The sequence below is a fragment of the Myroides odoratimimus genome (assembly GCF_038039805.1).
GTDB lineage: Bacteria > Bacteroidota > Bacteroidia > Flavobacteriales > Flavobacteriaceae > Flavobacterium > Flavobacterium odoratimimum_B.
Genome location: NZ_JBBPHK010000001.1, coordinates 92,069 through 114,714, shown reverse-complemented (window position 1 = coordinate 114,714; position 22,646 = coordinate 92,069). Strand labels below are relative to the sequence as shown.

The 22,646-nt window shown below is 34.9% G+C and carries 25 protein-coding genes; 2 read left to right on the top strand and 23 right to left on the bottom strand.

Going from position 1 to position 22,646, the window contains the following annotated elements; genetic code table 11:
- Positions 1-72: 72 nt before the first annotated feature.
- The 23 genes from AABL85_RS00530 to pdxA all read right to left on the bottom strand — a co-directional run bounded on the left by AABL85_RS00530 (position 73) and on the right by pdxA (position 21,343).
- Positions 73-1,038 carry a carbohydrate kinase gene (locus tag AABL85_RS00530; protein ID WP_341308809.1) on the bottom strand — a complete coding sequence of 322 codons (966 nt, stop codon included), beginning with the start codon at positions 1,036-1,038 and terminating at the stop codon, positions 73-75.
- A gap of 436 nt (positions 1,039-1,474) precedes the next feature.
- Positions 1,475-2,260, bottom strand: coding sequence for a lipopolysaccharide kinase InaA family protein (locus AABL85_RS00525; protein WP_286414733.1), 786 nt, complete (start codon positions 2,258-2,260; stop codon positions 1,475-1,477).
- Between the two features lie 493 nt (positions 2,261-2,753).
- Positions 2,754-4,127: an NADH-quinone oxidoreductase subunit N gene (locus AABL85_RS00520; protein ID WP_341308808.1), complete on the bottom strand. Its 1,374-nt coding sequence runs from the start codon at positions 4,125-4,127 to the stop codon at positions 2,754-2,756.
- Between the two features lie 54 nt (positions 4,128-4,181).
- Positions 4,182-5,615 carry a complex I subunit 4 family protein gene (locus tag AABL85_RS00515; protein WP_016650019.1) on the bottom strand — a complete coding sequence of 478 codons (1,434 nt, stop codon included), beginning with the start codon at positions 5,613-5,615 and terminating at the stop codon, positions 4,182-4,184.
- A 9-nt stretch (positions 5,616-5,624) separates the two neighbouring features.
- Positions 5,625-7,517 carry an NADH-quinone oxidoreductase subunit L gene (gene nuoL / locus AABL85_RS00510; RefSeq protein ID WP_259638005.1) on the bottom strand — a complete coding sequence of 631 codons (1,893 nt, stop codon included), beginning with the start codon at positions 7,515-7,517 and terminating at the stop codon, positions 5,625-5,627.
- A 6-nt stretch (positions 7,518-7,523) separates the two neighbouring features.
- The gene (nuoK, locus tag AABL85_RS00505) at positions 7,524-7,844 is read right to left on the bottom strand and encodes an NADH-quinone oxidoreductase subunit NuoK (RefSeq protein WP_006257701.1); all 321 of its coding nucleotides are present in this window, start codon (positions 7,842-7,844) and stop codon (positions 7,524-7,526) included.
- A 2-nt stretch (positions 7,845-7,846) separates the two neighbouring features.
- Positions 7,847-8,362 carry an NADH-quinone oxidoreductase subunit J family protein gene (locus tag AABL85_RS00500; protein ID WP_286414728.1) on the bottom strand — a complete coding sequence of 172 codons (516 nt, stop codon included), beginning with the start codon at positions 8,360-8,362 and terminating at the stop codon, positions 7,847-7,849.
- A 2-nt stretch (positions 8,363-8,364) separates the two neighbouring features.
- The gene (locus AABL85_RS00495; protein ID WP_006257699.1) at positions 8,365-8,910 is read right to left on the bottom strand and encodes a NuoI/complex I 23 kDa subunit family protein; all 546 of its coding nucleotides are present in this window, start codon (positions 8,908-8,910) and stop codon (positions 8,365-8,367) included.
- Between the two features lie 2 nt (positions 8,911-8,912).
- A complete protein-coding gene (gene nuoH / locus AABL85_RS00490; RefSeq protein ID WP_006257697.1) occupies positions 8,913-9,947 on the bottom strand; it encodes an NADH-quinone oxidoreductase subunit NuoH in 1,035 nt (344 codons plus the stop codon).
- Positions 9,948-9,959: 12 nt separating this feature from the next.
- Positions 9,960-10,985: a 2Fe-2S iron-sulfur cluster-binding protein gene (locus AABL85_RS00485; protein WP_341308807.1), complete on the bottom strand. Its 1,026-nt coding sequence runs from the start codon at positions 10,983-10,985 to the stop codon at positions 9,960-9,962.
- Between the two features lie 41 nt (positions 10,986-11,026).
- A complete protein-coding gene (gene nuoF, locus AABL85_RS00480) occupies positions 11,027-12,385 on the bottom strand; it encodes an NADH-quinone oxidoreductase subunit NuoF (RefSeq protein ID WP_341308806.1) in 1,359 nt (452 codons plus the stop codon).
- A gap of 4 nt (positions 12,386-12,389) precedes the next feature.
- Positions 12,390-12,920: a complex I 24 kDa subunit family protein gene (gene nuoE / locus AABL85_RS00475; RefSeq protein ID WP_016650023.1), complete on the bottom strand. Its 531-nt coding sequence runs from the start codon at positions 12,918-12,920 to the stop codon at positions 12,390-12,392.
- A 4-nt stretch (positions 12,921-12,924) separates the two neighbouring features.
- Complete coding sequence (locus AABL85_RS00470; RefSeq protein ID WP_041888482.1) at positions 12,925-14,160, bottom strand: NADH-quinone oxidoreductase subunit D; 1,236 nt, start codon at positions 14,158-14,160, stop codon at positions 12,925-12,927.
- A gap of 19 nt (positions 14,161-14,179) precedes the next feature.
- Positions 14,180-14,701, bottom strand: a complete 522-nt coding sequence (locus tag AABL85_RS00465) for an NADH-quinone oxidoreductase subunit C (protein WP_286414721.1) — start codon at positions 14,699-14,701, stop codon at positions 14,180-14,182.
- Position 14,702: 1 nt separating this feature from the next.
- Positions 14,703-15,254: an NADH-quinone oxidoreductase subunit B gene (locus tag AABL85_RS00460; protein WP_006257691.1), complete on the bottom strand. Its 552-nt coding sequence runs from the start codon at positions 15,252-15,254 to the stop codon at positions 14,703-14,705.
- A gap of 14 nt (positions 15,255-15,268) precedes the next feature.
- Positions 15,269-15,634, bottom strand: a complete 366-nt coding sequence (locus AABL85_RS00455) for an NADH-quinone oxidoreductase subunit A (protein WP_006257690.1) — start codon at positions 15,632-15,634, stop codon at positions 15,269-15,271.
- A 209-nt stretch (positions 15,635-15,843) separates the two neighbouring features.
- On the bottom strand, positions 15,844-16,044 hold the full coding sequence (locus AABL85_RS00450) for a cold-shock protein (protein WP_006257689.1): 201 nt from the start codon (positions 16,042-16,044) through the stop codon (positions 15,844-15,846).
- A gap of 255 nt (positions 16,045-16,299) precedes the next feature.
- Positions 16,300-17,649, bottom strand: a complete 1,350-nt coding sequence (accC, locus tag AABL85_RS00445) for an acetyl-CoA carboxylase biotin carboxylase subunit (RefSeq protein WP_286414719.1) — start codon at positions 17,647-17,649, stop codon at positions 16,300-16,302.
- Positions 17,650-17,721: 72 nt separating this feature from the next.
- Positions 17,722-18,207, bottom strand: coding sequence for an acetyl-CoA carboxylase biotin carboxyl carrier protein (accB, locus tag AABL85_RS00440; RefSeq protein WP_286414718.1), 486 nt, complete (start codon positions 18,205-18,207; stop codon positions 17,722-17,724).
- Positions 18,208-18,231: 24 nt separating this feature from the next.
- On the bottom strand, positions 18,232-19,230 hold the full coding sequence (locus tag AABL85_RS00435) for a beta-ketoacyl-ACP synthase III (RefSeq protein WP_341308805.1): 999 nt from the start codon (positions 19,228-19,230) through the stop codon (positions 18,232-18,234).
- A 161-nt stretch (positions 19,231-19,391) separates the two neighbouring features.
- Entirely contained in the window at positions 19,392-19,589 is a 198-nt protein-coding gene (rpmF, locus tag AABL85_RS00430; RefSeq protein WP_006257684.1) for a 50S ribosomal protein L32, read from the bottom strand.
- A gap of 9 nt (positions 19,590-19,598) precedes the next feature.
- Positions 19,599-20,222 carry a DUF177 domain-containing protein gene (locus AABL85_RS00425; protein ID WP_341308804.1) on the bottom strand — a complete coding sequence of 208 codons (624 nt, stop codon included), beginning with the start codon at positions 20,220-20,222 and terminating at the stop codon, positions 19,599-19,601.
- A 50-nt stretch (positions 20,223-20,272) separates the two neighbouring features.
- Positions 20,273-21,343, bottom strand: a complete 1,071-nt coding sequence (gene pdxA / locus AABL85_RS00420) for a 4-hydroxythreonine-4-phosphate dehydrogenase PdxA (RefSeq protein WP_341308803.1) — start codon at positions 21,341-21,343, stop codon at positions 20,273-20,275.
- A gap of 57 nt (positions 21,344-21,400) precedes the next feature.
- On the opposite strand from pdxA, the gene AABL85_RS00415 reads away from it, so the two are divergent.
- Together AABL85_RS00415 and AABL85_RS00410 are read left to right on the top strand one after the other, a co-directional pair.
- Positions 21,401-21,994 carry a riboflavin synthase gene (locus AABL85_RS00415; RefSeq protein WP_286414713.1) on the top strand — a complete coding sequence of 198 codons (594 nt, stop codon included), beginning with the start codon at positions 21,401-21,403 and terminating at the stop codon, positions 21,992-21,994.
- Positions 21,995-22,062: 68 nt separating this feature from the next.
- Positions 22,063-22,644 (top strand): RNA polymerase sigma factor, encoded by a 582-nt coding sequence (locus AABL85_RS00410; RefSeq protein ID WP_286414711.1) that lies wholly within the window; start codon positions 22,063-22,065, stop codon positions 22,642-22,644.
- The last annotated feature ends 2 nt before the right edge of the window (positions 22,645-22,646 follow it).

The following is a 22,646-nucleotide window of genomic DNA, read 5'->3' as shown; positions in this document are numbered from 1 at the left end:
CTTTGTTATGAATGCTAAATTATACTTTTTTTTAATATCAAAGCAGTTTTTTTAAAAAAAGCTCTTTTTTTCTTATTTTTCAGGTGTTTTCGGTTCTTCTAAGATGTTTTTACTCGTAATTAATTCATCTTTGAAGATCGTTTCATAGTAAAAAATGTCAAAATCTTCTCTTTCGTACTCTGGATTAGCTCCTGTATGAGAGGTAACAAAGGCCCCTAATGAAGCAGCTGTTTTTATAATCTGAATAGGATCATACCCGTTCAACTTAGCTGATAAGAAACCTGAAAGGTAAGAGTCTCCACTGCCTACTGTATCTCTAATCACGATATCTACTGCAGGATAACTATAAAGCATCTCCTTATTTAAATAAAGTCCTCCCTTATCTCCTTTAGAAATGATAATCTCATCACAGTCAAAGTGTTTTTGTACAAACTTAATGGCATTTTCTTCTGATGTATAGGGTTCTTCTAGATACTCTAGGATCTCTTTTAGTTCGAATTTATTCATCTTTAGTAAATCTGCTTTATGCATCAGTTCTACTACGAATTCTAATTCGTAATGAGGCGGTCTAAGGTTGACGTCGTAGACTTTATACTTTGCAGCATCTAGCAGTTTATGTAGCGTCTCTCTAGTATGAGGCGTTCTACTCGCTAAGGTACCGAATACAAAGGCATCTGACTTAGCTACTAAATCAAAATCTTCTTGTTTGAAATCAATAAAATCCCAAGCACTATTCTTTAAGAATTCATAACTAGCTTCGTTGTGATCATCGAAAGTAGCGAATACCGTTCCTGTCTTTTTTGTAGAGTCTGTTTGGATGTAAGATGTGCATGCACCTACTTCTTTTAGTCTTGAAACAATCTTTTGACCAGCATCATCAGTACCAACTTTGGTAATAATGTGTGAGGCTATACCCATCTTGTGTAGGTGATAAGCGACATTTAATGGTGCTCCACCAATCTTCTTATACGTTGGGAATATGTCCCAAAGTACTTCACCAAAACATACTACTCTAGGAGATTGTGTATTATCAGACATAAAGGATAGTTCTTATATTAAATTTAACTTTACTAAGGTACAAAAATCTTTGTTGATGTTAAATAACGTTAGTTATATTCTATTTGGTATATGTTTGATGAGAATGTTTTTGAGTTGAGGTAAAAAATGTTGTTTTTATACGTTTTAAGCGATGAGGTTTTGGGTAGTAGATGGTTCGGGTAGTGATAGGGTATGCTTTTGAAAAATGGCCTTTAACCCGTGTAGATATTGGTTGTTTCCGAATGGCTCCCGAATGATTTGTATTCTATGTGTTTTAATAGATTGATAAATAGTTGTTTATGTTTTTTTAGATGATGCAGTCTTGGGCAAAAAGAGCAAAGAAGATCAATAAAGGCATACTGAGGCATTATGAGTCAAATAATGGCGTAAGGGATATAAAAAAACACCTCTAGATGATACTGAGGTGTTTTAAACGCTATTGATAATACATTTTTTTTACTTTATTTTTTATGGATTGCTTTTTATAAAACCTGTATTGAAACTTGATAGTCTCTAACCAAAGTTTTATAAACACATCACGTGAGCTCTTACCAACAAGCTCAGCATAATGGGTAGCCATCTTCTCGATATCTTGAATGTTTGTAGTCAAGTGTGACAAGTTTTTCATTCGATGTGAGAAACTCATTTCTTGATCAAACTTCATTCTGTTGATATCTACTAGATAAAATTCATGCGAACCATCTTCTCTTACTTTTATCAAAGTGTTACCTGGTGAATGGTCTAAGAAATTAATACCATTCTCGTGTAATTTAAAAGAGAATTCAACGAACTCCTCAAGGACTCTCTCCCTGTTAGGACAATCTAGGTTCTGTGCTAGATCCCTATAAGTGATATCTGTATCAATAAATTCTGATATGTAGTATGAGTTTCTTAATGCACCTTTAGAGATGTATTCAAAATAAGCAATCGAATGTGGTGCATTGATTCCTAAATTGTTTAATCTTTCAGCGTTTTCAAATGATCTCAGACCTTTAGACTTACGTATATTTCGGTATACGTATCTATTGATAAGATTGGGTTTCTTAAAGGATTTAATAGCAACCTTCTGCCCCGTAGATAAGACTACAAGTTTGATACTATTTCTAGTTCCTTTAGCGATATAAGTATCTATTTCGTCATAGGCTTCAATGATTTCCGTTAGTTCCTTTTTAAGGTTTTGATATTGAGTGTGTATTATCGCATTTACTTTCAACTTCTTCATATAAAAAGTAATTACAATTAAGCACTAAAGATAAAGAATGCTTAGGAAACGAAATTATTGAACTAAAGATAGTAATTAATTGTAATCCAGTTGTTTGTGTTGTATTTGTGTTTGTTTTATGAAGGATTTAGCATTTGTTTTTTTTATGCTTTTTAACTGATTTAGTGCTTATAATGAGATATTGGCATAGATAAGTTTTATTAAGTCTAGCTAATTGTCACAAGTGCTGATTTAGAATAAAATAAACGTGATGAAATGCGAGTTTTTTTAGTTTTTTGAAGTTATGTGGAATTAGATAGAAATGTCTTAAAAAGATGTGCTTTTTAAAATTAAATGTCTTTTAAATGAAAATTAAGCAAAAGAATAACCACCTGTATTTTTGTAGTTTTTGGTTGTACTATTTTGATGATGATATAGGTGATAAAAAAAGGTGACGTTTTATTAATAAAACGCCACCTTTAGTGTAATCTATCGAGTTGTTATTTATTTTGTTCTAATTGAATAGGTTTAAAAGAATCGATGGACATAGACCAATAACGATATTTATAACGATCGCAGTAACTCCTACAATCTTATATGTTAATGGTACTTGGATATGTTCTGTCTCTTCTTCAGTAGAAGCATACATTCCAATGATTACTTTTAGGTAGTAATAGATACTGATAAATGAGTTAATCACCCCGAAGATAACTAATGCTATAAATCCATTACTTATCGCCTGAGAGAATAAGAAGAACTTACCAAAGAATCCAGCAAAAATAGGTATACCTCCCATAGATAATAACGCTACAGAAAGGATAATAGCAAGAAGAGGGTTCTTCTTCGCTAATCCATTGAAGTTAGATATTTGTTCGTTTTCTTTATTCTTTGTTACAATGATTAATACAGTGAATGCTGCTATACCTGCTACTGCATATGCTGATGCGTAGTAGAATAGGTTAGCTGAGGCTGTACCCAATGCTGTAAGTGCCATCATCATGAATCCTGCATGCGAGATACCTGAATAAGCTAATAGACGCTTCATATTATCTTGACGGATAGCCATGATATTACCTACCGTCATCGTTAGAATAGCGATTACTACTATTATGTTGATATACTGACTAGGCATATCTACTAATAAGTACATGCTTAGTCTGTACAGCGTAGCTACTGCAGCCACTTTAACTAATGTACTCATCAGTGCTGTCGTAAGACTAGGTGCTCCTTGGTACACGTCTGGTGCCCAGAAGTGGAATGGAACAGCTGCTATCTTAAATAACATACCTATGATAATCATCGTAGTCCCTAAAGAATACCATATCGGTAATGCTCCTGCTAGTGCTACTTCTTTTATTCTAACTACGTCAAATGACCCTGTAGCTCCATAGATTAAAGCAATACCGAATAAAACTACTCCTGAAGCAAATGATCCTAAAAGGAAATACTTCATCGCAGCTTCGTTACTCTTAATGTTCTTGCGATCTGTACCACATAGAATGTATAATGTGATAGAAAGAATCTCAAGTCCTAGGAAGAACATAGCCATATTACCAAAGCTTACCATACATATCGCTCCCATTAAAAGGAAAAGCTTTAATGAGATGTAGTCTGATATCTTTGAGAATTCTGTTTTATAAAAATCTTTACTTAATGCTACTAAGAAAATAGTTAGGGCTATAAATAAAGATGAAAATGCGGTAGAAAATTTAGTGCTTACAAACATATTGTTATAATATGCCTGTACCACATCAATATTGCATACAGTATATCCCAAGATACCTAGTAATCCTAAAAGTGTCGCAGGAATGACTACTTTGCGCAAATTGATGATTTCTAGTACAAGTACTAAAACCGCTAATACTCCAATTGCTATTAATGTATTCATTTGTTTTATTTTGGAATTAAATTCATCAGTTATGTACTGACTCCTTACTATTTATTACTTAATATAAGACATTATTTCAACCAAACTAGGTGTGATCAAGTCAGATAATGGCTGTGGGAATATACCGAAGAATATAACAGCTACTGCTAATACGCCTAAGATCACTACTTCTTTAGTATTCACATCAGCGAATACTTTAGTGTTAGTCTCTCCTAACATCGACTTTTGGAACATTCTAAGCATATAGAATGCACCTAAGATAATAGAGGTACCCCCAATGATAGCATACCATATATTCACTTGTGATAATCCTAAAAGCAAGTTGAACTCTCCAATGAAACTGAATGTTCCTGGTAATCCTATTGAAGCAAACATTAAGATCATGAATAATGAAGCGAACTTAGGAGCTTGTTGTCTAATACCTCCCATCTCACCAATCATTCTAGTCTGGTAACGTTTGTAAATAATCTCAGCTACGTAGAATAAACCTACGATTACGAATCCGTGTGCTATCATTTGTAAAACAGCTCCTCTTAATCCGTCTAATGTCAATGAATATGCTCCTGCTGCAATAAGACCTACGTGAGCTAATGAAGAATATGCAAAGAATCTTTTGATATTCGACTGTTTTAATGCTACGATAGAACCATATACTACACCAATGATACACAGTACTAAGATAGTAGGCATTACTTCTTTTGCTGCTATTGGAGAGATAGGTAATTGCCAACGGATGATAGAGTATAACCCCATCTTAAGCATGATACCAGCTAATAACATTGTTCCTACTGTAGGTGCTTTCTCATAAGTAGAAGCCTGCCATGTGTGGAATGGGAATACAGGAATCTTAATCGCATAAGCAATAAAGAATGCTAAGAAGATCCAGTACTGTTCTGTAGCTGATAATTTAGCATTATACAGGTCTATTAGCATAAAGCTACCAGCACGTTGGTATAGATAGATAAATCCAACTAACATGAATAATGAACCTGCAAATGTGTAAATAAAGAACTTAAAGATTGCTTTCTTACGTGCTTCGAAACTGTCATTACCCCATAATAAAGCAATGAAGTAAATAGGTAGTAATGATAACTCCCAGAAGATGTAATATAAGAATCCATCAGATGCTAAGAATGTCCCTGTCATAGCGAATGACATAAACATTACTAATGCATAGAATGCATTAGATTTCTCTATGTGATCTCCTAATGATGATAATATAATCACAGGAGTTAATGCTGTCGTTAATAAAACTAAAGCTAATCCTAAACCATCTGCTTTAAAAGCTAAATGAATATTAGGGTTAGTCATCCATTGCGTTACATATCCTGTGTCAACCCCAGAATTATGTGAACAGATTAGAACTAAAGTTTCTACAAAAGCAACTAGTCCGAATAACAAGGCTACTTTAGCAGCTGATTGTTTACCTACTAAGTAGGTCGCTATAGCTCCGACTAATAACGTTAATAATAATATAGTTACGTTCATCTCTCTAAGTTATCTTGCAATGAATAAATAATATAAAATCAAACAGATTCCGAATACGAAGGCAAATAAGTACAATCCGATATTACCGTTTTGAGCTTTTTTACCTTGTAGAGATAATCCGTCTGCTATCTTTCCTAAACCAAATATAGTTCCTGATAAAGCTACTTCTACTACATCTCTTAGGAATGTAGCTAGTGTGTAGATGGGATTTACAATTACTTTTTGATAGATTTCATCAATGTAGTATTTGTTGTAAAGTACTTTATGGAAACCAACGATTTGTTCGTCTTCTTGAGGTACTTCATTTTTACTAATGTACTTAGAGTAAGCAAGACCTAGCCCGATTAAGAAACCAATAGTAGCAACTCCCATTAAGATATATTCTAATGTACCTAATTCATGACTGTGTTTAGTCACTGTATTTACGATAACAGGTTTAAGATATTCGTTTAACCAAGAGTTTCCATTACCAGGTAAGCTGATAAGTCCTCCAACTACAGAAAGTACAGCTAATACTACTAATGGTGTAGTCATAGCAGCAGGGCTTTCGTGTAAGTGGTTCTTTTGTTCTTGAGTTCCTCTAAAGTTCTTTTTGAATGTCAAGAAGAATAGACGGAACATATAGAAAGCGGTCATAATAGACGCTAATGAACCAATAATGTATAATACAGTATTGTGTTTAAACGCTGTTAATAAGATCTCATCTTTAGAGAAGAAACCTGAGAAGAATGGGAATCCTGAGATAGCTAATGTAGCGATTAAGAATGTTAAGTATGTTACTTTCATGAATGGCTGTAGACCACCCATTTTACGCATATCTTGTTCTCCACCCATAGCGTGTATAACTGATCCTGATCCAAGGAATAAACAAGCTTTAAAGAAAGCGTGCGTGATCACGTGGAATACTGCAATCTCATAAGCTCCAAAACCAATAGCCATAAACATTAATCCTAACTGTGATACTGTAGAGTAAGCAAGTACTTTTTTGATATCATTTTGTACAAGACCAATAGTTGCTGCGAATAGGGCAGTGAATGCTCCAACGATAGCGATTATGTTTTGAATATGAGGTACAAGATCAAATACAAAGTTTAATCTAGTGATTAAGAATATACCTGCAGTTACCATCGTAGCAGCGTGGATTAATGCTGATACAGGAGTTGGTCCTGCCATCGCATCTGGTAACCAAGTGTACAAAGGTATCTGTGCACTCTTACCAACTGCTCCAATGAAAAGAGCTAAAGCAGCATATCCAATCCAAGTATTTACTTGGTGGTTAGTTCCGCTTAGAATAGCTTCCTTAATCGTCATATAATCTAACGACTGGAATAAGAATGCTAAAATGAATACTCCTACTAGGAAACCTAAATCTCCTATACGGTTCATGATAAATGCTTTCTTAGCTGCGTCATTATATGATTGGTTCTTATGCCAGAATCCGATAAGTAAGTATGAACAAAGTCCTACACCTTCCCAACCAATAAATGTGATTAGTAAGTTGCTTCCTGTAACTAATAAAATCATGAAGAAGATAAATAAGTTAAGGTAAGCAAAGAACTTTCCATAGTTCTCATCACCTTTCATATAGCTAGTAGAGTACCAGTGTATCAGCGTACCAATACCTGTAACAAATAATAACCATAACAATGAAAGTTGATCTAATAAGAATCCGAAAGAGATATCAAATCTCGTTGTTGACATCCAATTAAATAAGTCAACTTGTATTGGTTCACCTGTACCGTTTACTTGTACAAATGCTATTACTGTAATAATGAATGAAATTAAAACTGCAAGGGTAGCAATCATTCCAGCACTATTACCTAATTTCTTTCCGAAGAAAATATTAACTAGTGACCCTAATAAAGGAGCCAATAATAAAAGTAAAATTACGTTCGTATCCATGCGGAATTATCCTTTTAAGTTTTTTAATTTATCAATATCAATTGATCCAATATTTCTGTATATCGTTACTAATATCGCTAGTCCTACTGCAACTTCTGCTGCTGCTACCGCCATAGTAAAGAATACGAATACCTGTCCCTGTGCATCTTGATGATAAGTAGAGAACGCTACTAATAGCATATTAGCAGAGTTCAACATAATCTCGATACACATAAACATTACAATTGCGTTACGTCTATATAAAATACCAAATACTCCGATACAGAATAAAATGATCGATAAGTAAATGTATCTGTCAATACCAATTATTTCAATTACATTCTCCATAATTATGCTTCTTTATCGGTTTTGTCCTTTTTAGAGATTAGTACTGCACCTATCATAGATAATAATAATAGAACAGCTACCATTTCGAAAGGCATTACGTATTCATTTAATAATACTTTACCTAGTACTTGTACTGATTGGAAGTCTTGTCCATGAGTTGCATATTGCAATTCATAAGTTTGAGCTCCACGCATAGTAATAGAAAGCAATAATAAACCTACTAAACAGAAAGCTATTGTAGCAACAACTTTAGTGATAAAAGGTTTAGAGATTTCATGGCTTATATTTAAGTTCATTAACATGATTGTAAATAGCATTAAAATCATGATAGCACCAGAGTAAACCATAATGTGTACCATTCCTAAAAACTGTGAGTTTAATAGAATGTAGTGTCCAGCTATTGAAAAGAAACTCACCACTAACCACAGAGCACTATGAATAGGGTTTTTGCTCAATAGGGTAAGTACTGCACTTCCGAGAGTTATAGTCGAAAGAATATAAAATAATATTTCTACCATGATTAAGCTTGATTCTGTTGTTTAGTATTTTCAATTGCTACATCTAGGGGCATAACTAATTTGTCTTTTCCAAAGATGAAGTTTTCACGTGTAACATCTGCTTTAGCGATTTGTTTAGATGTAGTCAAGTAAATTGCTTGTTTTGGACAAGCCTCTTCACATAAACCACAAAATATACAACGAAGCATATTGATCTCGTATATCTCAGCGTATTTTTCCTCGCGATAAAGATGTGCTTCTTCAGGTTTGCGTTCTGCTGCTTTCATTGAAATTGCCTCTGCAGGACATGATAATGCACATAATCCACAAGCTGTACAACGCTCTCTACCTTCGTCATCACGCATTAGCATATGTCTTCCGCGATATACATCACTGAAAGGTCTTTGTTGTTCTGGATAAGCGATAGTCACTTTTTTCTTAAACATGTGTTTTAAGGTAACCATCATTCCTTTGAAGATAGCTACTAAGTAGATCTTCTCTGTCCAAGTTAGTTTCTTATTAGAAACTTCCTTTTTTCTTCCTGATAATGAATAAGTATTTGTCGACATGCTTAACTTTTTACTAGTAAGATTACAATAGCTGTAATTACTAAATTCAACAATGCTAATGGAATTAATGACTTCCATCCTAAGTTCATCAATTGGTCATAACGGAAACGTGGTAAAGTCCAACGAACCCACATATAAACAAATATGAAGAAACATATTTTAACGAATAGAGCGAAAATACCTATTACGTTTGCAATATTTACTCCCCAGTTTTCTACAGCCCATGACATACCTGGATAGTTATACGCTCCAAAGTATAGTACAGAGATGATAGCTGATGAGATAAATAAGTTTGCATATTCAGCAAAAAGGAAGAATCCCATTTTCATAGAAGAATATTCTGTGTGGAATCCTCCAATTAATTCTTGTTCACATTCTGCTAAGTCAAAAGGTGCACGATTAGTTTCAGCAAACGAACAAATCAAGAATATTAAAAAACCAACTGGTTGGTAGAATACGTTCCAGTTCATTCCTTGTTGTTGTAATGCTATTTCTCGCATGCTTAATGACTGAGTCATTAATAGTAATGATATTAGTGAAAGTCCCATTGCAATCTCATACGAAATCATTTGTGACGCAGCACGAATACCACTCATTAAAGAGTATTTATTATTTGATGCCCAAGCTCCAATCATGATACCATATACTCCTACAGAAAGTACTGCGATGATATATAGTAAGCCAACATTTAAGTCAGCAGCTTGTAATATAATATCTCTTCCAAATAAATGAAACTTATCTCCCCAAGGAATAACAGCACTAGTCATTAATGCTAATGTCATCGCAAGGAAAGGACCAAACTTAAATAAGAACTTATTTGGTGTGTTTGGTTGTGTTTCTTCTTTAGCGAATAGTTTTAAACCATCTGCTAGTGGTTGTAATATACCTCCTTTACCAGCACGGTTAGGACCTAGACGGTCTTGTATCCAGGCAGCAATTTTACGTTCTGCTAACGTGGCATACATCGCCATAAGCATCGTAACTGCAAACACAACTACAATGATAACTGCCTTATCTATAATAATAGTTTTATCCATACTTATGCCGATTTATTCTTTAGATTCATTATCTGTAAAAGGAATCTCCTTCATACTAATTTTAACGCGGTCTTGGTCACGTCCTTCTAAGATATGTTTTTCTGTTTTCATTACTACTTTATCTAATTTCTTAGTGTAGTTGTTTTGATTGATAACAGAGAATTTCTCAAACTTACGCGGTCCTTCAACAACCCAATCTTTTGTGTCTTTATGGTCAAAACGACAACTGTTACAGATAAACTCTTCTACTTCGTGGAATTCATCTTTACGAGCTGTTACTCTTTGGATTTCCTCACCGAACATCCATAATGTTACCTTACCAGAACACGTAGGGCAGTCTCTATGAGCGTTGTAAGGTTTGTTAAACCATACACGAGATTTAAAGCGGAATGTTTTATCTGTTAATGCTCCTACAGGGCATACATCTATCATATTTCCAGAGAACTCATTATCAATTGCAGCTGATATATAAGTTGATATTTGTGCATGATCACCACGTCCACATACACCGTGTACACGTGCATCTGTTAGTTGTTCTGCTGTCTTAACACATCTATAGCAAAGGATACAACGATTCATGTGAAGCTGAATATTGTCTCCGATATTTTCAGGAGCGAATGTTCTTTTCTCTTCTTTGAAACGTTTTTGTTCTTTACCGTGATTGAAAGCTAAGTTTTGTAAATCACACTCACCTGCTTGGTCACATACTGGACAGTCAAGAGGGTGGTTGATTAATAAGAATTCAGTAACTGCTTTACGTGCTTCTAGTACTCTTGGAGAAGAAATACTTTTTACCTCCATACCGTCCATAACTCCTGTTTTACAAGAAGCCATTAGTTTAGGCATAGGACGTGGATCTGCTTCACTACCTTTAGATACTTCTACTAAACATGCTCTACATTTTCCTCCTGTACCTTCTAGTTTTGAATAATAGCACATTGCAGGAGGTACTGATTCGCCTCCTATCATTCTTGCTGCTTGTAGAATGGATGTCCCTGGTTCTACTTCTATTTCATGTCCGTCTATAGTAACTTTCATAAACTGTGCTTTGTTTAAGCTGAATATTTAGTCAGCGTATATTATTTATTGATCAAGTGTTTTACTGCAGTAAAAGGTTCATTAACAAAGTGGTCTCTGTTCTTAATCTTCTCTGGGTATAAAACGTGATATTCAAACTCTTCTCTAAAATGTCTTAAGGCAGCAGCTACAGGCCATGCAGCAGCATCTCCTAAAGGACATATTGTATTTCCTTCAATATTACTTTGGATGCTCCATAGTAAATCGATGTCATCCATCGTTCCGTTACCTGTCTCTATACGGTGCAATACTTTTTCAAGCCATCCTGTACCTTCACGACATGGAGAACATTGTCCACAGCTTTCGTGAGCATAGAAACGAGCGAAGTTCCAAGTGTTTCTAACGATACATGCTGTATCATTATAAACGATGAATCCTCCAGAACCCAACATAGATCCTGTTTCGAATCCTCCATCAGATAATGATTCATACGTCATTAGACGATCTTCACCATTAGCTGTTTTATAAATTAAATGCGCTGGTAAGATGGGTACTGAAGATCCTCCAGGAACTAATGCCTTGATAGGACGTTCATCTATCATACCACCACAGTATTCCTCTGAGTTAATAAATTCATGAACAGTGATACCCATTTCGATTTCGTATACTCCAGGTTTTTTGATATGCCCAGAAGCAGAAATAAGTTTTGTACCAGCAGATCTACCTAATCCTAATTTAGAATATGCCTCTCCAGAGTTGTTTACAATCCACGGAACGTTAGCGATAGACTCTACATTATTTACCACTGTAGGATTACCCCATAGTCCACTTACAGCAGGGAATGGTGGTTTTATACGAGGATTACCTCTTTTACCTTCTAGTGATTCAATAAGAGCAGTTTCTTCTCCACAGATATATGCTCCTGCACCACAGTGTACATGTAGATCTAGTGAGTAGTCTGATCCTAAGATATTTTTACCAAGCCATCCAGCAGCATAAGCTTCTTTTATAGCTCTTTCTAGTATTTTAAAAACCCACATATATTCTCCACGAATATAGATGTAAGATAGGTTAGCTCCTAAAGCGAAACTTGATGTAATCATTCCTTCTATTAACAAGTGAGGAATATGTTCCATTAAATAACGGTCTTTAAAAGTACCTGGTTCAGATTCATCAGCATTACAAACTAAGTGTCTTGGTTTGCCTGACTTTTTATCGATGAAACTCCATTTTAATCCTACTGGGAATCCAGCACCTCCACGACCTCTTAAACCAGAAGCTTTTACCTCTTCAGTGATTTCATCAGGAGTCATAGATTTTATAGCTTTTTCTACAGAAGCATAACCACCATTTTCACGGTATACTTCATAAGACTTAATCCCTGGGATATTGATTTTATCTAATAATATTTTTGTTGCCATATTACTATTTGTCGTGAAGAATTACTTTACCAGCTTTACAATCTTCTATGATTTGATCTATTTTTTCTTTTGTCAAGTGCTCTTTATAGAAATCTCCTAATTGCATCATTGGAGCATATCCACAAGCACCTAAACATTGAACACCTGCTATAGAGAACATTCCATCAGGAGTTGTTTCTCCTGGTTTTATGCCTAGTTTTTCACAAGCGTATTCCATCATATCATCAGCACCTCTAATTCCACAACAAGATGTTAAGCAGAATTCGAACATATACTTACCTACAGGTTTTTGGTTGTACATTGTATAGAATGTAACTACCTCGTATACTTCGATAGAAGTTATGTTTAGCATTTCAGCTACCTTATCCATTAACTCTGCACTTAACCAGTTATCATGAGCATCTTGTACTTCGTGTAAGACTGGTAATAGTGCTGACTTTCTTTTATCAGCAGGGTAGTGGCTAATCAACTCATCAATGCGTTGTTGCAACTCTGGTGTGATATTTATGTTTTGTTTGTATTTTTTAACTTCCATAATCTTAAGCGTCTAATTCTCCTGCGATAATATTTAAACTTGACAGTGTAATAATAGCATCTGATAGCATACCACCTCTTACGATGTCATTATATGCTTGATAGATGATAAAACAAGGTCTTCTAAAGTGTAAACGATAAGGAGTTCTACTACCATCAGTGATTAAGTAGAAACCTAATTCTCCATTACCACCTTCTACAGGATTGTATAGTTCTGTAACTGGTACAGGTACTTCTCCCATTATTATTTTAAAGTGGTAGATAAGCGCTTCCATATTAGTATATACATCTTCTTTAGGAGGAAGGTAATAATCTGGAACATCAGCATGGTATGGACCTTCTGGCATTTTATCTAATGCCTGTCTGATGATTTTTAAACTCTCCCATATTTCAGCGTTACGTACACAGAATCTGTCATAACAGTCCCCACTTGTACCTACTGGAATATCAAAATCAAAGTCTTCATAAGAACAGTAAGGTGAAGCGATACGCACATCATAGTCAACTCCTGCAGCTCTTAGATTAGGGCCTGTGAATCCGAAGTTTATAGCTTCTTCAGCAGAAATTCCTCCAACACCAATTGTTCTGTCCATAAAGATTCTGTTACGTGTAAGTAACCCTTCAAATTCAGACCAGATAGCAGGGAATTCTTTTAAGAACTCTTCGATTAGCTGGAATACTTTTGGAGACCATTCTCTTTCGAACCCTCCGATTCTTCCCATATTAGTAGTTAAACGTGCACCACTAATTTCTTCGAATATTTCGTATATTTTTTCTCTGTATTGGAATACATATAAGAACCCTGTAAGAGCCCCTGTATCTACACCCATTACTGAGCTACAGATAATGTGGTCAGCTATACGGGCTAACTCCATTACGATAACTCTTAAATATTGAACTCTTTTAGGGATTTCAATACCTAATGCTTTTTCTACAGTTAACCACCAAGCAGTATTGTTGATTGGTGAAGAACAATAGTTTAGACGATCTGTTAATACGTTGATTTGATAAAAAGGTCTGTTCTCAGCTATTTTCTCAAATGCTCTATGTATATATCCTACTGTTCCTTCTCCATCTAGTACTTTCTCTCCATCTAGTAAGATGATATTCTGAAAGATACCATGTGTAGCAGGGTGTGTAGGTCCTAAGTTTAATATCTGTAATTCTGTCCCGTCTTCTTGAAATTTTTCTTCAATAAGTTTAGCATATCGTTGCTCAGGAGGTAATAATAAATCTGACATAGTCTCGTTCCTTTAAGTATTAAGAATTATGAACCGTTCTACCAAAGAATCTATCATCTTTGTCTGTTCTACCAGCATCTTCCATTGGGAATTCTTTTCTTAATGGGAAGGATTCCATTTGGTCCATATTTAGTATTCTCTTCAATTGAGGATGATTTTTAAAGATAATTCCATAAAAATCATACGTTTCTCTTTCTTGCCAGTTTGCACTTTTAAACAAATCTGTAGCAGACTCCACAATTGGATTTTTGATATCTAAGAAAGTTTTAAAACGAACTCTGATATTATCTGTCCAATTGTGCATGTGGTATACCACTGCTAATTGACGTTCCGAAGGTAAGTCAGCATAATGAACTCCACAAATATCTGTAAGGAAGTTAAAGTTCATCTCACTATCTTCTTTTAAAAACTTAAGAACATCGTGTGAAGCATTAGTTGCAACTTCAAAAGACAACATTCCATGTTGTTCATGAAATTCACTAACTGACATACCGAATGTTTCAATTAGTCTTTTTTGTAATGTAGTATTATCTAATGCCATACTATTTGTTTATGTTGTAAGAATTTAATAATTCATCATATTCTTTCGTACCTCTGCGATTAACAGATTCAGATTTTACTATCTCTTGTAGTCTTAGTACCCCATCTAGAATTTGTTCTGGTCTTGGAGGGCACCCAGGTACATAGACATCTACTGGGATTACTTTATCTATTCCCTGTAGTACAGAGTAAGTATCAAAAATCCCGCCAGAACAAGCACAAGCTCCAACAGCAATAACCCATTTAGGTTCAGCCATCTGTTCATATACTTGTCTTAAGATAGGAGCCATTTTTTTAGAAATAGTTCCCATAACCATTAGCATATCTGCTTGTCTAGGAGAGAAACTCATACGCTCAGAACCAAAACGAGCTACGTCATACGTAGCTGCCATTGTTGCCATGAATTCAATTCCACAACAAGAAGTTGCAAAAGGTAGAGGCCACATCGAATTAGCACGTGCTAATCCAACTACTGAACTTAATTTAGTAGCGAAGAATCCTTCTCCTACATATCCTTCCGGAGCTTCTACTGTATTATATTTTTTATCGCTCATCTCTATCTATTTTATTAATCCCACTCTAGTCCTTTTTTCTTGAATTCATATAGCAATCCGATAATGATTAGGAATAAGAAAATTCCCATTTTCATTAAACCGTCCCAACCGAACTCTTGGAAGTTTACCGCCCAAGGGTATAAGAAGATTACTTCTACATCAAATAATACGAATAATATTGCTACAAGGAAGTACTTTACATTGAATGGAATACGTGCACTACCTAGTGATTCTAATCCACATTCCCATGTACTGTCTTTAATTTTAGAAGATTTTTTGGGACCTAATTTACTAGAGACCCAAATTGTCATAGACACAAAACCAGCAGCTAGTGCTATTTGCATTAAGATTGGGATGAAATCAAGTTGACTTGCCTGCATATCTAAAGTATTTATATTAATACAACATACAAATATACATTCGAGTTCTCGTTTTACAAAGCTTTGGTACTCTAGGTGTTGCCTAGTTTGTCTCTAATGGCTTAATATGTATTTAGATTAAGTATAAATAGAATATGAGGTAATAAAAAAAGCTATCCATTTTTGAAATGAATAGCTTCTTCGTAATTGAAAATTTATATTGTAAAAAATTAATTTCCTATCACTTCTACATCTACAGCGATTAAACCTTTTTTACCTTTTTCTTCAGTATAAGAAACGCGGTCACCTTGGTTAATGCTTTTAGTTTTTAAACCTGTGATGTGAACAAAAATGTCTTGTTTAGTAGCTTCATTTGTGATAAAGCCAAATCCTTTGTCTTCATTGAAGAACTTAATTACGCCTGTATGCATTGTATTGAAATAAATAAAATTATGTTCAAATATAATGTTTGTTTCGAACTAAGTTTAGTTTTTTTTGATTTTTTTTTAAAAATTAATGTTTATTTAATTGAAGAGGAGATTTTTATTTTCAATTCTATAATAGATTTCGAATAGTTTGTGTTACTTCCGGCTCTATTTGCTTTTTGTAGTAGTAGTGGGAGAGTACTATTAAAAACAAAAAGGGCTATTCGATTAAGAATAGCCCTTTGAGATATCTGATATAGATTAATCCTCTAAAGGTTTCATTGTGAAACTTTCCATAAATGCTGTTGTATAGTTACCAGCGATATAGTTTGGATCATCCATTAATTGTCTATGGAATGGAATAGTCGTTTTGATTCCTTCGATTACGAATTCGTCTAATGCTCTTCTCATCTTGTTAATTGCCTCTTCTCTTGTTTGAGCAGTTGTGATTAACTTAGCGATCATAGAGTCATAGTTCGGAGGAATAGAGTATCCAGAATACACGTGAGTGTCTAGACGTACACCGTGTCCACCAGGAGTGTGAAGAGTTGTAATCTTCCCTGGAGATGGGCGGAAGTCATTGAATGGATCTTCTGCATTGATACGACATTCTATTGAGTGCATTTTAGGTAAGTAGTTTTTACCAGAAATTGGTGTACCTGCTGCAACTAAAATTTGCTCTCTGATTAAGTCATAATCGATTACTTGTTCAGTGATAGGGTGTTCTACTTGGATACGAGTATTCATTTCCATGAAGTAGAAGTTTCTGTCTCTGTCTACTAAGAATTCGATAGTACCAGCACCTTCATATTTAATGAATTCAGCAGCTTTTACAGCAGCTTCACCCATTTTTTGTCTCAATTCATCTGTCATGAATGGAGAAGGTGTTTCTTCTGTTAACTTTTGGTGACGTCTTTGGATAGAACAGTCACGCTCAGAAAGGTGACATGCTTTACCATAAGAGTCTCCTACTACTTGAATCTCGATGTGACGTGGGTCAAGGATTAGTTTCTCCATGTACATACCATCGTTACCGAAAGCAGCAGAAGCTTCTTGACGTGCACTTTCCCATGCTCTGTCTAGCTCTTCTTCTTTGAAGATTTCTCGCATACCTTTACCACCACCACCAGCAGTAGCTTTCATCATTACTGGGTAACCGATAGCTTTAGCTGTTTTTTTAGCGTGTTCTAAAGATTCTAGTAATCCGTCAGAACCTGGAACAGTAGGTACTCCAGCTAATTTCATTGTTTCTTTAGCTGTAGCTTTATCTCCCATTTTTTCAATCATCTCTGGGCCAGCACCGATGAACTTCACACCGTGCTCTTGACAGATTTTAGAAAATTTAGCGTTTTCTGATAAGAAACCGTAACCAGGGTGTATAGCATCTGCGTTTGTAATCTCAGCAGCAGCTATTATGTTTGAAATCTTTAAATACGATAAGTTACTTGGAGCAGGTCCAATACAAACAGCTTCATCCGCAAAACGAACGTGTAAACTATCTGCATCCGCAGTAGAGTAAACTGCTACAGTTTTAATGCCCATTTCTTTACATGTTCTGATAACACGTAAGGCAATTTCACCTCTATTAGCGATTAATATTTTTTTAAACATCTCTTGAAACTTTAATTTAACTTTAGTGAGTTTACTTCGTTAGAAAGTAAAAATTGGTGTGTTATAAATTTCTTAAGATGGATCAACTAAGAATAATGGTTGATCAAATTCTACTGGAGAAGCATCGTCAACTAATACTTTAACGATTTTTCCTGAAATTTCAGATTCGATTTCGTTGAATAATTTCATTGCCTCAATTACACATACCACATCTCCTGCTTTTATAGTTTTTCCTACTTCAGCAAATGGTTCTTTGTCTGGAGCTGGTTTTCTGTAGAATGTACCGATGATTGGAGATTTTACAGTGATGTATTTAGAATCTTCGCTTGTTGCAGTTTCAGTTGCAGCAGCTGGTGCAGCTGGAGTTGCAGCTTGTTGAGCAACTGGCGTTTGAGATAAAGCAGAAGCTACTGGTACTTGTTGGATGTAAGTAGTTTCAGTATTACCTGTTTCAGTTGTTTTAATGGTGATTTTAAAATCATCCATTTCTAATTTTACTTCTGTAGCTCCTGATTTTGCTACGAATTTAATTAAGTTTTGAATCTCTTTAATGTCCATACCTAATGTATTGGTTAGTTGTTTTTATTTCGCTGTGTACGCCCACTTTAGATACATTGCACCCCACGTGAAACCGCCTCCAAAAGTAGCAAAAATTATATTATCACCCTTTTTAAGTTGTTTTTCATAATCGCAAAGTAGTAATGGTAAAGTGGCAGACGTTGTATTTCCGTATCTTTCGATATTCATTAATACCTTAGAATCATCTAAGCCCATTCTGTGAGCTGTAGCATCAATGATTCGTTTATTCGCTTGGTGTGCAGCTAACCAAGTCACATCTTCATGAGAAAGATTGTTGCGTTGCATAACTTTTTCACTCACATCAGCCATGTTCGATACAGCATATTTAAATACTGTTTTTCCATCTTGGAATACATAATGTTGTTTGTTTGCAACAGTTTCTGCACTTGCAGGTAATATAGATCCACCTGCTTCGATCTTTAAGAACTCGCGGCCTACACCGTCACTTCTTAAGTATTCATCTTGTACTCCATAACCTTCTGTGTTAGGTTCGAATAATACTGCTCCAGCAGCATCTCCGAAGATAATACAAGTTGCACGATCTGTATAATCGATTATTGAAGACATCTTATCTGACCCGATCAACAATACTTTTTTATATCTACCTGATTCTATATATGCAGAAGCTACTGACATACCATATAAAAAGCTAGAACAAGCTGCTTGTAAATCAAATGAAAATGCATTCGTTGCTCCAATTTTTGTTGCAACATAAACTCCTGTAGAAGCTACAGGCATATCAGGTGTCGCTGTTGATAAGATTATACAATCAATATCTTTAGGATCTGTACCTGATTTGCTTAATAGATCTTCTGCGGCTTTAATAGCCATGTAAGAAGCTCCTTCACCAGGTTCTTTAAGAATTCTTCTTTCTTTAATTCCTGTACGGCTAGTTATCCATTCGTCGTTTGTGTCTACCATTGTTTCTAAGTCCGCATTGGTTAACTTAGTCTCTGGTAGGTAGCATCCGATTGCTGTAATGGCTGCGTGTATTTTTGTCATATGGTGTTGCTTTACTTTATAAAAACATTCCAAAAAGAAGCGAAAATTACAAAAAAAAAACGAATTAACGGTTCTTTGGAGGCGTAAAGTACATCTTTTGGGTTATATACCAAAAAAAAACTCTCACACATTGTGAGAGTTGATTTGTACTTTGTCTAAAGTTATGCCTCTACTTCAGCTGTTTTGTCGATTACAACTTGCCCTCTGTAGTACATTTTTCCTTCATGCCAGTAAGCTCTGTGATATAAGTGAGCTTCTCCTGTTACAGGACATGTAGCGATTGTTGGAGCTACAGCTTTGTAATGAGTTCTTCTCTTATCTCTTCTTGTTTTCGAGGTTTTTCTCTTAGGATGTGCCATTTTACTATATTATTTATCCGTTAATAGTTTCTTTAATTCTGCCCATCTAGGGTCAATATCTTTATTCGTATTTTCTTCTTCCTCTTCTACATCATCGTCTTCTAGGTCGTCTATTAAATCAAAGATTTCTTCGTCTTCATCATCGAATAGATTGTCGAATTCGTCTTCATCTTCTTCATTGACATAGCCTAAATAGTCTAATGCTGCAGAATCTAATGTCCCATCTTTTACCCCAGGGTGTACCCTTTTTTGAGGTATAGCTAGAACAATCATTTCGTATATGTATTGAGCTACATTTATTTGATGTTCAGTATATGGGATAATTAATATCTCATCGTGATCATCGTTAAAAGAGTCCCCAAATTTAACTACCAAATCAATTTCACTCTCTACTGGCATGTCAAAGTCTTGGTTCGTCACATCACATGGTACATTTGCTATACCTTTTGCAGTGAAGTGTAACTCAAATAGATTAATTTTCTTGTCTAAAAGAACGTTTATGTCAGCATTAATATGATTGAAATCACTGTAGTTATAGTTCTCGAAAAAACTGTCATCTACCTTAAAATCAAACGAATGCTTCCCGTTTTTTAATCCTGTGAAAGGAATTAAAAAGTCTTTTTCAATATTCATGGAATACATGATTTGAGCGTGCAAAGATAAAAAATTATTATAATTACAAGCTAGTTATCAAATTTTTTTGTGCTAAAATCTTTTTCTTGAGGCTGTAAAGGGTTTGCTGCAGCTTCGATATTTCTACTTCTGTTGTTATAAATATCAATGGCTAGATACAATGCTTCTTTAAAAGATGTTTCATCTGCAATGCCTTTTCCAGCTATTTCATAAGCAGTTCCGTGATCTGGAGAAGTTCTAATTTTATCTAGACCAGCGGTATAGTTCACACCATGACTAAATGAAATTGCTTTGAAAGGAGCTAAACCTTGATCGTGGTAGCATGCTACTACAGCATCAAAGTGTTTATATGTTCCTGATCCGAAAAAACCATCAGCAGGAAACGGACCTGAGATTAGAATGCCTTTATCATTAAGTTTTTCTACTGTCGGTTTTATGATTGTTAATTCTTCATTGCCTATGACACCGCCGTCACCAGCGTGTGGATTTAATCCTAGGATAGCAATACGTGGTTTAAAGATATTGAAATCTTGAATTAAAGTATCGTTTATGGTCTTTACCTTTTGTTCTATTAATTCTGGAGTAATCGCCTTTGCTACATCTTGTATAGGCAAGTGGTCTGTGAGTAGTCCTATTTTTAGATCCTCGCTTACAAGTAGCATCAATGCTTGTCCTTCTAACTGATCATTTAGGTAATCAGTATGTCCAGGATATTTAAATTCTTCGTCTACACTATTGTATTTATTGATAGGAGCAGTTACCAGTACATCTATTTCTCCGTTTTTCAAAGCCTCTGTTGCAGCAACAAATGATTTTATAGCATATTTACCAATGATCGGGTCATTTTTACCAAAAGAAATATTGACATTTTCTTTCCATAGATTTAGTACGTTTAATCTATTTGGTACTATTTGACTTAGATTATCTATTCCTTGTATTGCGGTATTATTATCAATCGTTTTTTTTATATATGATAGAGGCTTTGAATTTCCGAATATAACAGGAGTGCAGATTTCTAGCATTCTACTGTCTTCGAAACATTTGAGTATAACTTCACTGCCTATCCCATTTAGGTCCCCTATGGAGATACCTACTTTTATAATTTCTTCTTTCTGGCTCATAGTTTCGTCTAAATTATTCCTACTTTTGAAAGCAAATTTAATAAAATAAATGGAGTTATGTTTACAGGTATAGTTGAAAACATCGGAAATATCAAAAGAATAGAGAAAGAGCAAGAAAACTTACATATCACAGTGGAATCTGCATTCGCTAGTGAATTGCAGATTGATCAGAGTGTTCTACATAACGGTATCTGTCTGACGGTAGTAGCGCTAGCTGATGGTGAGTATACAGTAACTGCTATTAAAGAAACAATAGATGTGACGAGTATAGCACAGTGGCAAGTAGGTCAAGAACTGAATCTAGAAAGAGCTATGCTGATGAATGGTCGTTTAGATGGGCATATCGTGCAGGGACATGTAGATCATATCGCCACTTGTGTAAGTATAGAAGAAGTGGGGGGTAGTACATATTTTGGATTTGAGTACAAGACTACATCACAGCATGTGACGATAGAGAAAGGATCTATTACTATAGATGGGACGAGTCTAACAGTTGTAGATTCGGGTATTAATACTTTTAAAGTTGCGATTATTCCATATACTTTAGAACATACTATTTTTAAACATTATCAAGTAGGGACAGTGGTTAATCTAGAGTTTGATGTAGTAGGTAAGTACGTTGCTAAGTTGGTGCAATTGAGAAGTTTGTAGTAAATATTTAGTATTTTTATAAAACTATTGGTGTAAAAGACTTTACTTTGCACCTGAAAAAAAAGTATATGAAGTTTAATTCGCAAAATAGTAATTTTGCTGCAATGACGGATGAAGAGTTAGTACAATTCATCGTTCAAAGTAGTAATACTAACTTGTTTGGGATACTTTATGATCGGTACGCACAGAAAGTTTATGCGAAGTGTATTGGTTTTGCAGAGTCTAGAGATGTAGCAGAAGACCTTACACAAGATATTTTTGTGAAGTTGTATTTAAACCTAAAGAACTTTAGAGGTGATTCTAAATTTTCTACTTGGTTGTATTCTTTTGCGTATAATCATTGTGTCAATTATTCTAGGTTAGTTCTTAAGAAGAAGAGAAATGAAGAAACATTGGATGATGAGAATCAATACGCATTATCTGTAGAAGACGAGATTTCGGATGAGGAGATATTCTCATTGAGTGTCGATAAGTTACAAGAGTCATTAGTTAGGTTAGATCCGGAGGATAAGATTGTTTTGTTGATGAAGTATCAGGATGACAAGTCTATTAAGGAGATTTCCTCCCTGTTGGATTTAGGAGAGAGTGCGGTGAAAATGCGACTCCATAGGGCTAAGAAAAAAATTGTTGAAATTTATAACTCGTTGTAATT

What these genes read in the sequence shown, in the direction of transcription:
- AABL85_RS00425 (WP_341308804.1), bottom strand. Translation starts at nt 20,222, where the DNA reads ATGAATATTGAAAAAGACTTTTTAATTCCTTTCACAGGATTAAAAAAC.
- AABL85_RS00450 (WP_006257689.1), bottom strand. Translation starts at nt 16,044, where the DNA reads ATGCATACAGGCGTAATTAAGTTCTTCAATGAAGACAAAGGATTTGGC.
- AABL85_RS00495 (WP_006257699.1), bottom strand. Translation starts at nt 8,910, where the DNA reads ATGTCGACAAATACTTATTCATTATCAGGAAGAAAAAAGGAAGTTTCT.
- accC (WP_286414719.1), bottom strand. Translation starts at nt 17,649, where the DNA reads ATGTTTAAAAAAATATTAATCGCTAATAGAGGTGAAATTGCCTTACGT.
- nuoK (WP_006257701.1), bottom strand. Translation starts at nt 7,844, where the DNA reads ATGGAGAATGTAATTGAAATAATTGGTATTGACAGATACATTTACTTA.
- nuoH (WP_006257697.1), bottom strand. Translation starts at nt 9,947, where the DNA reads ATGGATAAAACTATTATTATAGATAAGGCAGTTATCATTGTAGTTGTG.
- AABL85_RS00520 (WP_341308808.1), bottom strand. Translation starts at nt 4,127, where the DNA reads ATGAATACATTAATAGCAATTGGAGTATTAGCGGTTTTAGTACTTGTA.
- AABL85_RS00465 (WP_286414721.1), bottom strand. Translation starts at nt 14,701, where the DNA reads ATGGCATTAGATAATACTACATTACAAAAAAGACTAATTGAAACATTC.
- nuoE (WP_016650023.1), bottom strand. Translation starts at nt 12,920, where the DNA reads ATGGAAGTTAAAAAATACAAACAAAACATAAATATCACACCAGAGTTG.
- AABL85_RS00500 (WP_286414728.1), bottom strand. Translation starts at nt 8,362, where the DNA reads ATGGTAGAAATATTATTTTATATTCTTTCGACTATAACTCTCGGAAGT.
- nuoF (WP_341308806.1), bottom strand. Translation starts at nt 12,385, where the DNA reads ATGGCAACAAAAATATTATTAGATAAAATCAATATCCCAGGGATTAAG.
- AABL85_RS00415 (WP_286414713.1), top strand. Translation starts at nt 21,401, where the DNA reads ATGTTTACAGGTATAGTTGAAAACATCGGAAATATCAAAAGAATAGAG.
- AABL85_RS00410 (WP_286414711.1), top strand. Translation starts at nt 22,063, where the DNA reads ATGAAGTTTAATTCGCAAAATAGTAATTTTGCTGCAATGACGGATGAA.
- accB (WP_286414718.1), bottom strand. Translation starts at nt 18,207, where the DNA reads ATGGACATTAAAGAGATTCAAAACTTAATTAAATTCGTAGCAAAATCA.
- AABL85_RS00485 (WP_341308807.1), bottom strand. Translation starts at nt 10,985, where the DNA reads ATGAAAGTTACTATAGACGGACATGAAATAGAAGTAGAACCAGGGACA.
- pdxA (WP_341308803.1), bottom strand. Translation starts at nt 21,343, where the DNA reads ATGAGCCAGAAAGAAGAAATTATAAAAGTAGGTATCTCCATAGGGGAC.
- AABL85_RS00530 (WP_341308809.1), bottom strand. Translation starts at nt 1,038, where the DNA reads ATGTCTGATAATACACAATCTCCTAGAGTAGTATGTTTTGGTGAAGTA.
- AABL85_RS00515 (WP_016650019.1), bottom strand. Translation starts at nt 5,615, where the DNA reads ATGAACGTAACTATATTATTATTAACGTTATTAGTCGGAGCTATAGCG.
- AABL85_RS00460 (WP_006257691.1), bottom strand. Translation starts at nt 15,254, where the DNA reads ATGAGCGATAAAAAATATAATACAGTAGAAGCTCCGGAAGGATATGTA.
- rpmF (WP_006257684.1), bottom strand. Translation starts at nt 19,589, where the DNA reads ATGGCACATCCTAAGAGAAAAACCTCGAAAACAAGAAGAGATAAGAGA.
- AABL85_RS00470 (WP_041888482.1), bottom strand. Translation starts at nt 14,160, where the DNA reads ATGTCAGATTTATTATTACCTCCTGAGCAACGATATGCTAAACTTATT.
- AABL85_RS00525 (WP_286414733.1), bottom strand. Translation starts at nt 2,260, where the DNA reads ATGAAGAAGTTGAAAGTAAATGCGATAATACACACTCAATATCAAAAC.
- AABL85_RS00435 (WP_341308805.1), bottom strand. Translation starts at nt 19,230, where the DNA reads ATGACAAAAATACACGCAGCCATTACAGCAATCGGATGCTACCTACCA.
- nuoL (WP_259638005.1), bottom strand. Translation starts at nt 7,517, where the DNA reads ATGGATACGAACGTAATTTTACTTTTATTATTGGCTCCTTTATTAGGG.
- AABL85_RS00455 (WP_006257690.1), bottom strand. Translation starts at nt 15,634, where the DNA reads ATGCAGGCAAGTCAACTTGATTTCATCCCAATCTTAATGCAAATAGCA.